The 13,111-nt window shown below is 41.2% G+C and carries 14 protein-coding genes; 7 read left to right on the forward strand and 7 right to left on the reverse strand.

Features of this window, described 5'->3' with window-relative positions:
- Positions 1–45 precede the first annotated feature (45 nt).
- The 4 genes from ORI98_RS04980 to ORI98_RS04995 form a co-directional block, all read right to left on the reverse strand.
- Entirely contained in the window at positions 46–423 is a 378-nt protein-coding gene (locus ORI98_RS04980) for a VOC family protein (protein ID WP_306134480.1), read from the reverse strand.
- Positions 424–480: 57 nt separating this feature from the next.
- Positions 481–1,335, reverse strand: a complete 855-nt coding sequence (gene blaDIM, locus ORI98_RS04985; protein ID WP_261296989.1) for a DIM/SIM/IMP family subclass B1 metallo-beta-lactamase — start codon at positions 1,333–1,335, stop codon at positions 481–483.
- Positions 1,336–1,402: 67 nt separating this feature from the next.
- Positions 1,403–2,749 (reverse strand): AarF/ABC1/UbiB kinase family protein, encoded by a 1,347-nt coding sequence (locus ORI98_RS04990; RefSeq protein ID WP_306134481.1) that lies wholly within the window; start codon positions 2,747–2,749, stop codon positions 1,403–1,405.
- Between the two features lie 56 nt (positions 2,750–2,805).
- Entirely contained in the window at positions 2,806–3,348 is a 543-nt protein-coding gene (locus ORI98_RS04995) for a hydrolase (RefSeq protein ID WP_306134483.1), read from the reverse strand.
- Between the two features lie 132 nt (positions 3,349–3,480).
- Between ORI98_RS04995 and ORI98_RS05000 the strand changes: the two genes are divergently transcribed.
- The 6 genes from ORI98_RS05000 to ORI98_RS05025 all read left to right on the forward strand — a co-directional run bounded on the left by ORI98_RS05000 (position 3,481) and on the right by ORI98_RS05025 (position 8,124).
- Positions 3,481–4,497 carry a DUF2235 domain-containing protein gene (locus ORI98_RS05000; RefSeq protein WP_306134485.1) on the forward strand — a complete coding sequence of 339 codons (1,017 nt, stop codon included), beginning with the start codon at positions 3,481–3,483 and terminating at the stop codon, positions 4,495–4,497.
- A gap of 132 nt (positions 4,498–4,629) precedes the next feature.
- Positions 4,630–5,439 (forward strand): cobalamin-binding protein, encoded by an 810-nt coding sequence (locus tag ORI98_RS05005; RefSeq protein WP_261297229.1) that lies wholly within the window; start codon positions 4,630–4,632, stop codon positions 5,437–5,439.
- A gap of 429 nt (positions 5,440–5,868) precedes the next feature.
- Complete coding sequence (locus ORI98_RS05010; RefSeq protein WP_306134487.1) at positions 5,869–6,252, forward strand: MAPEG family protein; 384 nt, start codon at positions 5,869–5,871, stop codon at positions 6,250–6,252.
- Positions 6,253–6,526: 274 nt separating this feature from the next.
- Complete coding sequence (locus ORI98_RS05015) at positions 6,527–6,898, forward strand: curli production assembly/transport protein CsgE (protein WP_261297228.1); 372 nt, start codon at positions 6,527–6,529, stop codon at positions 6,896–6,898.
- Between the two features lie 10 nt (positions 6,899–6,908).
- Positions 6,909–7,310 carry a curli assembly protein CsgF gene (locus ORI98_RS05020; RefSeq protein WP_306134488.1) on the forward strand — a complete coding sequence of 134 codons (402 nt, stop codon included), beginning with the start codon at positions 6,909–6,911 and terminating at the stop codon, positions 7,308–7,310.
- Positions 7,311–7,338: 28 nt separating this feature from the next.
- Positions 7,339–8,124, forward strand: a complete 786-nt coding sequence (locus tag ORI98_RS05025; protein ID WP_371931121.1) for a CsgG/HfaB family protein — start codon at positions 7,339–7,341, stop codon at positions 8,122–8,124.
- 86 nt (positions 8,125–8,210) lie between these two features.
- Here ORI98_RS05025 and ORI98_RS05030 read toward each other — a convergent pair whose 3' ends face one another.
- From ORI98_RS05030 to glnD, 3 genes are all read right to left on the reverse strand, one after another.
- Positions 8,211–8,567 carry a hypothetical protein gene (locus ORI98_RS05030; RefSeq protein ID WP_306134489.1) on the reverse strand — a complete coding sequence of 119 codons (357 nt, stop codon included), beginning with the start codon at positions 8,565–8,567 and terminating at the stop codon, positions 8,211–8,213.
- Between the two features lie 179 nt (positions 8,568–8,746).
- Entirely contained in the window at positions 8,747–9,340 is a 594-nt protein-coding gene (locus ORI98_RS05035) for a YcxB family protein (RefSeq protein ID WP_306134490.1), read from the reverse strand.
- Between the two features lie 173 nt (positions 9,341–9,513).
- On the reverse strand, positions 9,514–12,162 hold the full coding sequence (gene glnD / locus ORI98_RS05040; protein ID WP_306134491.1) for a [protein-PII] uridylyltransferase: 2,649 nt from the start codon (positions 12,160–12,162) through the stop codon (positions 9,514–9,516).
- A gap of 78 nt (positions 12,163–12,240) precedes the next feature.
- Here glnD and ORI98_RS05045 point away from each other — a divergent pair, with 78 nt between their 5' ends.
- A complete protein-coding gene (locus tag ORI98_RS05045; RefSeq protein WP_261296979.1) occupies positions 12,241–12,963 on the forward strand; it encodes a 16S rRNA pseudouridine(516) synthase in 723 nt (240 codons plus the stop codon).
- Positions 12,964–13,111: the final 148 nt, after the last annotated feature.

Genomic DNA, 13,111 nt, shown 5'->3' on the forward strand with positions numbered 1-13,111 from the left:
TACTCTAATGTAGGATGAGTAAAGCACAATGTGGTTAAAGTGGTTTTACACTCTATGTAGCGCGCATAGCTTGTTGCCATCAGGATCACGTAAATACGCTAGGTATAATTGAAACCCTGGGCCTTGACGAATGCCGGGAGCATCTTCACAAGCCGTGCCGCCATTTTTAACACCTGCGGCTTCCCATGCGTTGGCAAGTTCTGGCGTTGCAGCTGCAAACCCAATGGTCGTGCCATTTCCGTGGGTAGCTGGCTCACCGTTAATTGGTTTAGTTAAGGCAAAAATGCCAGATGGAGTGAAGTAGAAACAACGGCCTTTCTCATCAATCGTCCCCGGTGCATGGCCTAATTCGCCTAAAATAGCATCGTAAAACTTTTTCGATTTTTCAATGTCGTTAACACCGATCATTACGTGGCTAAACATGGTGACTCTCCTTGTAAGGCTCTTATCGAGCTTGTTTAATAAATTTTTAATGGGCTACTACTTTGTTTGAGTATGCTGTTGGTTGTACTGCGCTATAAGCGCCATAGTATGGCTGACTAATGACATATCACCACTGGCGCCATGGCCTGGTATCACTAAGTTAACTTGTGGAAATTGTTGTTGCAGCTTATTTAGGGTTAATGGCCAAGCTTTCATATCTGCCTCGCCCGTGTAGCCCATATTGGTGGAATCTAACGACTTAATTAAGCAACCGCCAAATAATATTTTTTGCTTAGGAAGCCATACCACCAAATTATCTTGGGTGTGGCCTGCACCCAGATCGTATACCTCAATTAAATCGGCTTTAACGCTGTAATGCTTACCAGTAAAAGTGGTTTGAGCTTTTGATTTATGGCTATCGGCTAAAATAAGCTGGGTAGTTTCAGAGACTATAGTATTAATGCCCTGACTATTTAAATAACCAATGCCTCCAGCGCGGTCTTGATGGGAATGGGTTGAAATACTGGCAACTGCGGTGAAACCTTGCAGGGTAATCCACTCAAGTAATTTGGCTGTGTCCTTGTCTGTCCATGGTGTATCAATAATGTATGCTTGATTATCTTGCACCACGACTAAACCATTGGCCTCAACTAAACCAAAGTTTGTTACATTCAAATAAGATTTGTGTTCATAGATACCTTCGGCAACTTGTTTGATCGCGAGTTGATTGTTTTGTGTTGCATTGTCGCTTTGTTTTTTTGCATTCGCCGTTTGGGGCGCAGAGTTTGATACTGCAATTGTGGCACTATTTTTATCTGTATTTGGCGCGACAGAATGTGCTTGGCTGGCAGAATTAACCAAAAGCCCCAGCAAGCAAACGATTTTTAAACGAGTAGATAACCCATGATTCATATATATCTCAACAAGAATTAATAGCGGGAGTGGCGGTTGCCATCACCAAAACGATAGACCGGTTATGTTACTCTTTTCTTCCGCTGGCGACAGATTGATGAACAGAAAATAATGCCCTGACATTTACCTTTGCTTTAATTTTGGCTGCTAATAAATAAATTCCGGCTAACTTACGATGGATGAAAATGGCATCCATTGGCGGTGTATGCCATTGGTCTTGTTTTGTGCTCATGGCCTTTGCGGCATCAGTAACGCGTTTAGCTAACTGACTTTGGGCAAAGTCATATTCACCATCACAGCGCAATGGCTCGCATGCTTGATGGAATATCTCTACGATAAGCTGTTGCTGCTCAGGGGTAATGTTGTCTTGAAAAAAGCCAATGTCAGCTGCAGCGCTGGTAATTAATTCATAGTCACTGGTCATCGCGCCTAGCATTAATCGCCTGTAACCATTCGACAAATATTCAGGAACAGCGCGGGTTGCACCAAAATCTAATAGTACAATTTTGTTGGTATCATTTTGGTATTGAAAATTGCCAAAGTTAGGGTCTGTTTGCACTAACTTGAAGGTAAACAATTCAGCTAAAAATAGTTGTAATAACTGACTGGCAATCTTATTTCTGCTGGTTTGATCAAGTGAAACAACCGACTCTATCGGGACGCCTTCGATAAACTCCATGGACAAAATGCTGTCATTACTGAGTTGTGGGTACACCTTTGGTACAACAAAATGTGGGTATTGCTTCACCCATTCTTGGTATTGATTTAATAAGGCAGCTTCGTGGAGATAATCGGCCTCGTGGTGCAATTGTTGTTTGGCCTGCAGCAGAAGCAGATCAAGTTTGACATTATCCGGCACAAGCCCCGACATTTTTAACAACGTGGCCACGTTATCTATATCGCTGTCGATGCTGTCTTTAATGCCTGGGTATTGAATTTTTACCGCCAGTTTTTCACCTGTGGCTAAGTAGGCTAAATGCACCTGACCAATCGAAGCTGCTGCAAATGGGCGCAATTCAAATTGACCAAATACATCAAGCCAATTGTCACCCCATTGGTTTTTTAGCACGCCGATGAGTTGTTTGTGAGGCATAAAATTTGCTTCAGAACGCAGTTTAGCCAATACCTCAGATAGTTCGGGTGGCAGTAACTCACCAGCGTCCATAGATAACATTTGGCCCACTTTCATTGCGGCGCCGCGAAGCTGGGCCAATTTATCTGCTACGTGGCTAATATTGGTGGGGGTCAATATCAGTTGTTGCAGTTTAGGTGATTGTCCTTGGCTATATTGTTTCACCCCCTCTTTAATCACATTGCCAGCCAGTCGGGTTGCTAAACCGCCAAAGGCAGAAAAACGAGAAAGTCTGCCGCTAGGGATTTTAGCGGCCTTTAAAGAATTGGATTGCTTATTCATACCAACCTAGCAACTGCATTAAGGTAATTGATGATACGCCGTTAAGCGGAAAAAGATCATTTAATCAGTTTTAATAAGGCTTTAAAACGGTCGCCTTCTGCTTGATGTTGCAGCTCAAATAATAACGACTCAACGTTAGTTAGTTGGGCGCCAAGGTTTAGCATCATTTGAATGCCTAGGACTTTATTGTCGATTGAACGCGATGACATGGCATCAGCAACAATATGCACATCAAAATCATGCAGGAGTAAATCTTTGCAGGTTTGATAAACGCAGACATGGGTTTCAATACCGCATAAAATGACTTGCTTACGGCCGTTTTTGGCAAGTAAAGTTTGTACTTGTGCCGACTGCCAGCCGCTAAAATGCTGTTTGGCGATAGGCTGACAAAGTGGTGTGAGTATTTCAGCAAGTTCAGTTGAGGTTTTCCCTAGCTTATCAGGTAATTGTTCTAGCCAAATAACAGGCATACCAAATAGGGCTGTACCTTTAATCAGTGTGGTTAATTGATGATGTAATTGGCCGGAATGCTGCATGACCTGTGCTAGCTTACCTTGAACATCAACCACCATGAGTATGCAATCTGCTGGATTTATCATATTTGGACTCGATTTAGGGTAAGTGGTAAGAATAAAATATCGCTGCAATAACTATGACAGTAGATGGTTTTTTAGACAAGTTTCCAATAGGGCCTTAGTCTAACAGGAATAGGGTTAAATGGATTTGTCACTATGAATAAAAGAATTGTGGTTTGTGCCGACGGCACTTGGAATCGACCAGAGCAGGATGTTGCCAAAGATTATGCTACCAATGTGCTTAAGTTTGCCCGAGCTATTAAACCTTTTTCCGCTGACGGTAAGCCGCAGCAAGTATTTTATGATTGGGGAATAGGTTCGTACCATGATGCTTTAATTGGTGGTGCAACAGGGCGAGGGTTGCACAAAAACATTGTCGATTGTTATCGCTACATAGTACAAAATTACTCGCCTGGGGACGAAATTTGGTTATTCGGTTTTAGCCGCGGCGCCTACACTGTGCGCTGTTTATCTGGCTTAATTAATAATTGTGGCATTGTTAAGCGCCCCGAAGCCAAATACATTCAAAAAGCGTTTGATCATTATAAAACTCAAGCCGCCAAATACGCTCCAGATGGCAGTCAATCGATAGCCTTTCGAGATCAATACTCTCACCCCTCAAGAGATGTCGCCTTTATTGGTGTTTGGGATACGGTTGGCGCCATGGGGATCCCATTTTCATTTTTAGGGTTATTTGAAGACAAAGATGAGTTTTATGACACTAAGATTGGTGGCAATGTCAAAGTTGCGCGCCATGCTTTGGCCATTGATGAACACCGTGAAGACTTTGCTCCTACGATATGGTCACCAAAAGACAGTGTCAGTATTGAACAAATGTGGTTTGCCGGGGCACACAGTAATGTGGGGGGCAGTTATCCGCCAGATGCGGATGGTACAGCGTTATCAGATATTCCATTACAATGGATGATGCAGCAGGCTGAGTTGAGTGGGCTAAACATTGAAAATCATTTATTAGATGGTATTGTGCTTAACCCGCTAGCCAAGATAACCCATTCACGGCGTCGGTTTTATCGTTTAAAGCAAAAATTATTACGGCCAATTGAAGTTGCAGACACCATAAAAGTGCACGATTCAGTTAAGCAACGTTGGCAGCAAGATGAACAATATCGTCCCGATAATTTAATGCCATTTGCTCAGTTACAGGGTTGGTGATAGGTATGTTTAGTCGTTGCAATACAGGGCGATAAACCCATCTATTTAGTTTATCTGATGATATTTACTAACAAGGATTTTAGTTTGCCACATTTTATGATTAACCAAATAACTAGAGTGTTCATGTTGTTTATGGCCCTTACGGGCGGCGCTGTGTTAGCGGCAGAGCAATCAAATGATTTTTCAGCGGTAAAGCGGATTGTCGCCTTGTCTCCCCATGGGGTTGAAATGCTATTTGCTATTGGGGCTGGAGATAAGATTGTGGCGACCACTGATTATGCTGATTACCCAGAAGCTGCGAAATCTATCCCACGCATTGGTGGCTTTTATGGTATTCAAATTGAACGGATTATTGAGCTTAACCCAGATTTGGTAGTGGTATGGCAAAGCGGTAATAAGCTTGAAGATATTAATCAAATTCAACAGCTAGGCTTTAAGGTGTTCAATAGCGATCCTAAGTCATTGGATGATGTAGCAGCCGAATTAGTGCAACTGGGTGAGCTTACGGGGTTACAAACCCAGGCTGAACAGGTTGCCGCTGACTATCGAGCGCAATTAGCCGATATTCGCCAACGAAACCTCAATAAACCGTCAGTGAAAGTATTTTATCAACTCTGGTCAACCCCCTTAATGACAGTGGCTAAAGGTAGCTGGATACAACACAGTATTGCAGCATGTCACGGTGATAATGTGTTTTATGACGCCGCCAGTGAGTATCCACAAATTAGTATCGAGAATGTACTGTTAACTCAAGCAGAGGTAATTTTACAAAGCCAAGATGAGGGCAATATTTTAGGCGTAGATTGGTCTGCTTGGCCTGAATTACCCGCGGTGAAAAACAAGCATATTTATCAACTTAATGCTGATTTACTGCACCGTGCTTCACCTAGAGCCATTTTAGGGGTGGCCGCTTTATGTGAGGCATTAGATAACGCCCGTTAGATAATATTGTTATGCTCATAAAAAGAGTGATGTTTTAATTATTTGATTTGTTTTAGAAAATGTCCAGCCTTGGTTTGTCTTTGTTTAAGGCATGCTGAGGTTGGCTGACCGGCCAATAAATTTCGATATTCAATTTCAAGTGAAACCCGCCATAAATCAGGGTCTTTTGTGGCAAATTAAGCGCTAATGTCATCATCAGTATTTTTAACTACTATGTTTTCTAACCTGAATGTGGCTTTGCTGCTGTGTAGCTGATTGCTGTGTAGCTGATTTGTGTGGGGGGGGAATTCGAATTTGATTGCATTTTACAAGCCCAGAATTCATTTTAATTAGCATATTTATTATGACTGCATGCTAATTAGCACAGATGAGAACGCCTTGATATATTGAATCGGCCTCATCAAACATACATAACAATAAGGACTGAAAATGAATATTTTAATAATCTGTTTATTTATTGCGATGCTATTACCGTATCTGGCTAAAATGCCGGTCGCAGTGGCGATGGCAAAATTAGGCGGCTATGACAATGCCCATCCTCGAGCACAACAAGCCAAACTCACCGGGTTTGGTGCAAGGGCGTTAGCTGGGCATCAAAATGCGTTCGAATCATTGTTGATTTTTGGTTTGGCGATATTAACGGTAATTGCAACCGATACTGCGAATGAAACCTCTAGCCTATTGGCGATTATCCATGTCATTGCTCGAGTGGTTTATCATGTTTTATATTTATTAAATTATGGCACGTTACGGTCATTATCTTGGTTTGTGGCAATCGGCGCGTCTATCGGGATTTTTGTTCAGGCACTGTAATCATATCGATTTTTACGTTTGATTCTAAAGCAGCCTCTTCGCTGCTTTTTCAATATTTAGCCCTACCCAAAAGTACTAATTTACTACTTTTGACCTAGACAAATGGGCTAATTTAGGCGGGTTTTACCCATTGAAGGATGACGTAGCTAGGTGGATATTGTTAATGTAGCCTTTCTATATTTAGGGGAAGGATTACCCACCAATGACAGGAAAGAGTTGCTACTTTTATTCATTAAGCGTGCATTGCTTTGTTGGCAGTTTATTGCTCAGTTTAATGATGGCAATAGCCATACCTTCTAAAGTGTTTGCTGAAGAGTCTGATATTGAAATTAGTGGCTTAGTTATTGATAGGACGTTAACGCGTTTTGGGAAAGATTTTGGTTTCTATTATTCCGGTTATTGGCGCGACCTTCCTTTTACTCAAGGCTTCAATGTTACCTTGTATGAAACTGTTTACCCACAGGCTGGCACCCTATTAACGCTCGAGATCAATGGTACGCAAATATATCGTACCCACTTTGGTCGGCGTGCAATGCCAATTAAAGAGCGGGCAGAGCAAGCAGTATTAATAACCATCGATTACATTGCCCAAATAAAGGCAAATGCTGTAACAACGGATATGGCTAGTTCATCAGACGGATTTTAGGATAAAAATAATGAAAAACAGGATGTTAATACCACTTTTTACACTTTGTATTAGTGCTTTTTTTATGAATGGACTATCGGCTACAGAATTAGTCTATACTCCGGTTAATCCCAGCTTTGGCGGCTCGGCTTTAAATGGATCGTTTTTGCTCAATAAAGCCAATGCGCAGAATGATAATCAATCTCCTACTAATGAAAAAGACTTTGTGACAAGGTTTAAAGAGTCATTAGAAAGAAATATTATTAATACCATCACACGTGGCGTAGCAGATGGTGATATTACCGACGGAATATATGACACCGGAGACTTTCGTATTGAGGTTGTGTCTACTGGAAATGGTGTGATGTTAACTATCACAAACTTGCTATCGGGTGATGTCACAGTCATTGAAATGCCAACTTATGGGGTGTAATTTGATGACAAAATTATTCTCCCAATCAATCGCTCTGATGTGTTTTTTAGGATTATTGTCAGGTTGTAGCTTGATCCCCAAACCTGATCTTAATTTAACAGCTGCACAAGTTAATCCAACAAGTGAAACTATGCTTGCTCTTCAAGCTCAATCAGGGCCTAAATATCCGATCCCTGTTGCCGTGTATTCCTTTAGAGATCAAACTGGTCAATATAAACCTCAAGCAAACGTGAGCTCATTTTCAACCGCTGTGACTCAGGGGGCAACATCAATGTTGATACAAACCCTATTAGAATCTAAGTGGTTTATTCCGGTTGAACGAGAGGGGCTTCAAAATCTATTAACAGAACGTAAAATCAGTAAAAAGCAGGGTACAAAGGATGATGATGTTCCGAGTTTATCTAATGCACGTTTATTGTTAGAGGGGGGAATTATTAGTTATGAAACCAACACGAGTACTGGTGGTGCTGGTGTTGAGTATTATGGTATAGGTGCATCTGAAATGTACCGAGAAGATCAGGTTACCATTTATTTACGTGCTGTAGATGTGCACACAGGTAAAGTGATGATGTCGGTATCGACGACGAAACGTGTGTTATCACAAGAAATGCGCGCTGGATTATTTCGTTTCACGAGTTTGAATCGATTGGCAGAAGCGGAAGTGGGCTTTACTACTAATGAGCCAGTACAGTTTTGTGTATTGCAAGCGATTGAGTTAGCGGTTGCTGAGATGATTGAGAAGGGGATTAAACAAGGCTATTGGCAAGCGGTTGATGATAGTCAAGCTAGCATGACAAGTATTGAGGCAAGTTGATCTCGCGCCAAAAACTGTAAAATTAAGATAATTCAAGTGCATAATAACACCTACCAAAACAGTAGGTGTTATGTTTGCTGCGTTTCTTACTGGTTAACTTCTTCCGGTAATGTGTCTTCTTCAGACAAGGCTTCAACTAAGGACTTTTGATTTTCCTGTGTTTCAGGTGATGCATTATCTGTATCGACCGCGCCGTTTTCACGAGGCGTGACACCTTCTAGGTATTCGACTCTCTCGTAACCGCGTTCATTAAGTTGGTCATTGACGCAATCGAGTAAAAAAGAGGGGATTTCATTTTCTGGTAAAGAGTCTTCTTGAGCGATTGCAGCGCAGGCGGCTTTCAGCGAGATAATATCTTTTAACTGTGCCTGAGGCTGAGCGTTAACGGCAGCCGAAAATAACATTATAGTGGAGCAAAACAAGCTAATAGCAGGGTATTTCATTTTAATGTCCTATTTTCGATAGCACTTTATCATTATTTTGGTGTGATTCATCACCCGTCATGCTAAAACACGCGTCGTTGTTCAGTTACTTATACTGAATGCTGTTAACTAAATATTAATCTAACTTCAACAAATTAACTATACCCTGCACAGTAAGAGTTTTTGCTTGATGGATACTTTTATATTTTGGTGCGGACAAAAGCGATGGCTTCTTCAGATAATCCCCGTTTGCTTAAGTAACTTTTAGCGTTAGCTAGGGTGATCATAAAGCCTGTATTCATTTCACTAATACGGTAAACATCAGTCCATTTGGTGGTCTGATTAACATAAACTGACTCAATTAATATTCCCTCATCACTTAAGGTTAACGAGGCATTGTTATTGGCGGCTTTACTCATCATTTGACGCCACAACCACCAAGTGCGCTTAAACTTTATACTCAGCGCCTCTACCACACTTAATCCAATGAAAAAGTAACCTAAATAGTAAGTATTTTTATGGGCTAGTTCATTATTACCTAGGTTTGTTGACAGTAAGATACCTAAACCAATAACAGCAAAAGTAGCCGTTTTGATAAAGTCTTTGCCTTTGATTTTAGGGTCTATTGAAGCATCATATGTTTCGGCAAAATAGCTTTTATCAAGAGTGAATTCATGGCTGAATGAGAATGGTTTTGTCATAGTTGTTAGCTCTAAGTAAGGTGTACTTTGGGTTATGGCCAATATGATTTCAATAGGTTGCCGGTCAATGAAAAACGCAATGGCTCTCATCATTGATCTCATGGGTATGATACAAACGGCTATTATCTCACAACTGATTTGAATGGCTAGGGCTGTTGGTATTTGCAGTCAAAGTAACCTTGAAAGCTCAGTTTTTTGGCTGTCTAAAAATAAAAACGCCGAGAATAAGCAGCTATTATCAGCGTTAATTACTTTGTCTAAGATTGTTAATCACCTACGGTTTGATTAAGTAATTCTGTCAATTGTTGGCGTTCAGCATAGTCGAGCTGTTGACCTTGGGCATTTGATAGTAAAAACACGTTATCTGCTCTTTCACCCACGGTACTGATATTGGCACTGTGAATGGTCAATTCCTGTTTTCTAAATGCACTCGAAATTTGCTCCATAAATTCGCTGGTATCTAAGGCTGACACATTGAGTACTGTGCGCGTAGATTGGCGGGAATATAAAAACTCAATGCTCAGCTGATTTTCAAAGCTTTTATGGGTGCGTGGTTGGCGAATTTTAGGCAGTTTTGCATCATGGTCGAGCACTCTATAGAGTTTTTGTAGCACTTGATTGCGACGCGTTTCACTGAAAATAGGCATATCATCAAAATCCAATACCTTAAATGACTCAACCACATACCCGTCTTTTGTTTTCGATATTTGTGCTTGTTTTACCGAGATTTTTAAAGTGGCAAGGGCGTTGAATAATTTAACAAACAACCCCGGTCGGTCTTTACTGTAAACGAACACATCGCTACAACCTTTCACGGTAACGTTGTCGATTAATATTAAGGTTTCAAATTGACTATCGTAGTCGGGTTGTAACTGGTGTTTGATTAAGGCTTTACTGTAACGAGCGATATTATCGGCTTCAGCATGGCTAAAAAATGATAATGGAAGTCGTTTCCATAGTGCTTTAATGGTGTCAATCTCACCGCCATCAGCGAGTAACAATTGCAATGCATCTTGTTTGTGATCGCGCACAATCGCCCGTAATTGTTGCACATTTTCAAAGCCGTTATGAAGTGCTTTACGGGTAGCAAAATAGAGTTCTTTTAGCAGTGCCGCTTTCCAGTTATTCCATAAATCATCGTTGGTTGCTTGAATATCGGCAATGGTTAAACAATACAGGGCATCTAGTCGTGTTTGGCTGCCGACAGCTTTGGCAAAGCGATTAACCACATCTGGGTCATGAATATCCATGCGCTGTGAAGTGATTGACATCAGTAGATGATTTTCTACTAACCAACAAATTAATCGTTCTTGAGAAAGTTTAAGTCCATGAAACTTAGCAAATAAGCGCGCATCAACAGCACCTAATTCACTATGGTCACCACCACGCCCTTTAGCTAAGTCATGGAACAATGCTGCAAAAAGTAGTGATGATTTGTTCGACATTTTTTGATAAATATCAGCAGCTAACTGTCTATCTTTGTCTATCGTGCCGTTTTGAATATCTGTACCATATCGATAGATGTTTTTAAGCACCTTATGGGTATGTTCATCCACGGTATAGGCGTGAAAAAGATCGAATTGCATTTGACCGACGACTTCACGCCACTGTGGTAAGTATGACGCCAGAATACCATGTTGATGCATAAGGGTGATTGCCAACCCCATACCTTCAGGGTGATTAAAAATTTGCTTAAAGGTTTGTCGGCAAACTTGAAAATCTTGTAGATCACCCATTAAGCGTCGTCGAACCTGTCGAAGTAAGCGCAGCGTTTCAGGGCTGATACCGATAATTTGGTCATGGTGTGTGGCTATCAATAAAAACAGCGCCATAATTTGTGTACGGTCAATAAACACATCTTCATCGCGGACATGAATATGTTGGTCAACGATTTCAAATTTATCATTAATCGGGATAACGTGAGATGGCGCATTGGGCGCTATTTCACGGGCGAAATAAGCCATAAGAAGTTGGTTTAGCTCACGTATGCGCTTCATTGCTCTAAATATTTGGCGCATCATTTTTTCAATGGCAATATTGCCACCTTCGCCTAATGAGCTACCTTCGCCAAAGCCCATTAACTTAGCCACTTCAGCCTGATATTGAAGTAATAAGCGGTTTTCTGGCCTAGCTGCGGCTTGATGCAGCGCAAAACGCACCCTAAACAAAAAGTTTTGACACTCCATTAACTCGGCATATTCGTCATTGGTAAAAAAGCCGCGACGTCTTAAGGTCAGCATATCTGCGACACCAAAGTGTTTGCGTGCTACCCAAGTTAAGGTTTGTAAATCACGCATACCGCCTGGGCTGGTTTTTAAATTTGGCTCAATACTGTATGCCGTTCCTTGAGCTTTAGTGTGACGCTGCTGTTGTTCGGCCAATTTGGCTTCAAAGAAGGTATCGCTGCGCCACAATTCATCACTGTATAAGGCTTTAAGTACCTTAAGTGCATGTTCTTCTTTACCAATAATATGTCTAATTTCTAATAGGCTGGTGGCGATGGTGACATCATCGCGACAGCTTTGATAAGTGTCTTGAAGCGAGCGAACACCATGGCCTAAGTCTAGATTCAAATCCCATAGTTGGGTTAAAAATGCACTGACTTTAGCTGAGTCTTGCTGATTTAAAGGGGCATCGTGAATAATGCAAATGTCGATGTCAGAAAAAGGATGCAAGGTCTGACGGCCATAACCGCCAACGGCATTAAGTGAGATAGTATCGACATCAAATTGATGTTGTTGCCAAAGTAGGCTGAGTAATTGATCAAAAAAGTGAGCGCGATTGGTCAGCGTTTCGTTAATTGAGCAATGTAGAATGTTGTCTTCTAAAAACTTATCTAATGATGAAATGGCTTGTTTAAGCTCACTAATATTCATCCCAGAGCGCAATTCTGTACTAGCAGGTTGCGAAATCATGTTACTCCTTGTTGGTTTTTTCCTCTTACAGGGTAAGGTATTATGTAACCTAACTCAACTTTGATAAATCGATAACTTATGGTTTCCAAGCGTGGTCGAATTGACACTTTTGTAGCTAAACGCCTGCAAATACCTAAAAAAATGGTTCGTAATTTGATTGCTTCCGAGCAGTTATTTATCGATGGGCATCAGGTATTAACGGCAGATACTCAAATTGATGAATTCAGTCTAATTGAGTGTCAGGGCAATGTGTTGCAACAAAGGCAGCGCGCTTATTGGATGCTTAACAAACCCAAAGGCGTGGTAAGCGCCACGATTGATAATCAACATGTTACGGCATTAGATTTATTAGCTGGTATCGATAAAGACTTGCTACACATTGCCGGAAGGCTAGATCTAAATTCGACCGGATTATTGTTAATCACTAATGACGCCAAATGGTCTCAAAGGTTGATGGCGCCTAAAAGTAAAGTAACAAAACGCTATTTAGTCACCTTAGCTAACCCGATAGATTCAACCTATGTAGCGGCTTTTGCTCAAGGAATGTGGTTTGAATATGAGGGCATAACCACTCAACCCGCTAAGCTAACTGTGCTTTCAAAGCATCAGGCCATGGTCGAGCTAAAAGAAGGAAAGTATCACCAAATAAAACGTATGTTTGGTCGTTTTCAAAACCCAGTGATTGAATTGCACCGTGAATCGGTTGGTGAAATCCGTTTAGATGACGAACTGGGTGAAGGGGAGTTTAGAGCCTTGTCGACAGCGGAGATTCACTCAATCAACGTCAATGCGTCTGTTTGATAATTGATGCAGCAGGTTTGTGGTATTGTTTAGCGATAAAAGTTCATCTATTGGCATTGTGAGTGTTTAGCATAATAGTTTATTCATCATATGTTTGACGTTAACTCGTTCTGCTGGTGATTGTTGGTTCTGTCAATTATTGCTAGGA

The organism is Shewanella sp. ULN5, assembly GCF_030731885.1.
Lineage (GTDB): Bacteria > Pseudomonadota > Gammaproteobacteria > Enterobacterales > Shewanellaceae > Shewanella > Shewanella holmiensis.

What these genes read in the sequence shown, in the direction of transcription:
- ORI98_RS05005 (WP_261297229.1), top strand. Translation starts at nt 4,630, where the DNA reads ATGGCCCTTACGGGCGGCGCTGTGTTAGCGGCAGAGCAATCAAATGAT.
- ORI98_RS05010 (WP_306134487.1), top strand. Translation starts at nt 5,869, where the DNA reads ATGAATATTTTAATAATCTGTTTATTTATTGCGATGCTATTACCGTAT.
- blaDIM (WP_261296989.1), bottom strand. Translation starts at nt 1,335, where the DNA reads ATGAATCATGGGTTATCTACTCGTTTAAAAATCGTTTGCTTGCTGGGG.
- ORI98_RS04995 (WP_306134483.1), bottom strand. Translation starts at nt 3,348, where the DNA reads ATGATAAATCCAGCAGATTGCATACTCATGGTGGTTGATGTTCAAGGT.
- ORI98_RS05015 (WP_261297228.1), top strand. Translation starts at nt 6,527, where the DNA reads ATGATGGCAATAGCCATACCTTCTAAAGTGTTTGCTGAAGAGTCTGAT.
- ORI98_RS05030 (WP_306134489.1), bottom strand. Translation starts at nt 8,567, where the DNA reads ATGAAATACCCTGCTATTAGCTTGTTTTGCTCCACTATAATGTTATTT.
- ORI98_RS05020 (WP_306134488.1), top strand. Translation starts at nt 6,909, where the DNA reads ATGAAAAACAGGATGTTAATACCACTTTTTACACTTTGTATTAGTGCT.
- glnD (WP_306134491.1), bottom strand. Translation starts at nt 12,162, where the DNA reads ATGATTTCGCAACCTGCTAGTACAGAATTGCGCTCTGGGATGAATATT.
- ORI98_RS04990 (WP_306134481.1), bottom strand. Translation starts at nt 2,749, where the DNA reads ATGAATAAGCAATCCAATTCTTTAAAGGCCGCTAAAATCCCTAGCGGC.
- ORI98_RS05000 (WP_306134485.1), top strand. Translation starts at nt 3,481, where the DNA reads ATGAATAAAAGAATTGTGGTTTGTGCCGACGGCACTTGGAATCGACCA.
- ORI98_RS04980 (WP_306134480.1), bottom strand. Translation starts at nt 423, where the DNA reads ATGTTTAGCCACGTAATGATCGGTGTTAACGACATTGAAAAATCGAAA.
- ORI98_RS05045 (WP_261296979.1), top strand. Translation starts at nt 12,241, where the DNA reads ATGGTTTCCAAGCGTGGTCGAATTGACACTTTTGTAGCTAAACGCCTG.
- ORI98_RS05035 (WP_306134490.1), bottom strand. Translation starts at nt 9,340, where the DNA reads ATGATGAGAGCCATTGCGTTTTTCATTGACCGGCAACCTATTGAAATC.